The 913-nt window shown below is 77.3% G+C and carries 1 protein-coding gene and 1 pseudogene; both read left to right on the top strand.

What is annotated here, in order from left to right; genetic code table 11:
- Positions 1-359: pseudogene (locus tag DKT69_RS00175) on the top strand (hypothetical protein); the annotation flags it as partial.
- A gap of 10 nt (positions 360-369) precedes the next feature.
- Positions 370-913 (top strand): prephenate dehydratase domain-containing protein (locus DKT69_RS00170; protein ID WP_304598658.1); only part of this gene is annotated, 544 nt, incomplete at its 3' end.

Below are 913 nucleotides of genomic sequence, written 5' to 3'. Positions count from 1 at the left end.
CCGGCACCCCGACGGCACCCACCACCCCGACGGCCACCCCCACCAGCACCGACCTGGTCGCCGCGCCCTGCCCGGCCGGCCTGTCCGGCGACCGGGTGATCGCACTGCTGCGCGGTACGGCCCGGGTGCTGCCCCGGGACGTCCGGGTCCGGGTCCGGACCGGGCCGCTCTGCGCCGGGGACTGGCAGTACACCGTGCTCGACGTGACCGGGCACGAGGAGCTGCAGGTGGTCACCCGGGGCCGGCCGGGGGCGCTGGAGCTGGTCACCGCCGGGACAGACGTCTGCGGGGCGCAGGTACGCGCCGCCGGGCCGCCCGGCATCCGGACGTTGGCCTGCGACGGCACCCCGGGTGCGTAGGCTGGTCGCCATGCCCGGAACACCGCCGACCCGCTACGTCTACCTGGGGCCCGAGGGCACCTTCGCCGAGCAGGCGCTGCGTACCGTGCCCGCCGCCGAGCGGGGCAGCCGTACGCCGGCCCGCAGCGTGGGCGAGGCGCTGGACAGCGTACGGGCCGGGGACGCCGACGCCGCCCTGGTGCCGCTGGAGAACTCGATCGGCGGCGCGGTCGGGGTGACCCTCGACGAGATGGCCGAGGGCGAGCCGCTGGTGATCACCCGCGAGGTGATCCTGCCGGTGGAGTTCGTGCTCGCCGCCCGTCCGGGGGCCAGCCTCGCCGAGGTGCGCAGCGTGGCGGCCCACCCGCAGGCGTCCACCCAGTGCCGGAACTGGCTCCGCGACCACCTGCCCGACGCCACCGTGGTCGACGTGCTCTCCAACGGCGCCGCCGCGGCCGGTGCGGCGGCCGGCGAGCACGACGCGGCGATCTGCGCCCCGATCGGGGCGTCCCGGCACCGGCTCACCGTGCTCGCCGACAAGATCGCCGACCACCCGGACGCGGTGACCCGGTTCG

This window comes from Micromonospora sicca, from assembly GCF_003172935.1.
In the GTDB taxonomy this organism is placed as follows: Bacteria; Actinomycetota; Actinomycetes; order Mycobacteriales; family Micromonosporaceae; genus Micromonospora; species Micromonospora sicca.
Note: the sequence above shows the minus strand (reverse complement) of the source record. Positions and strands in the feature narration are given on the sequence as shown.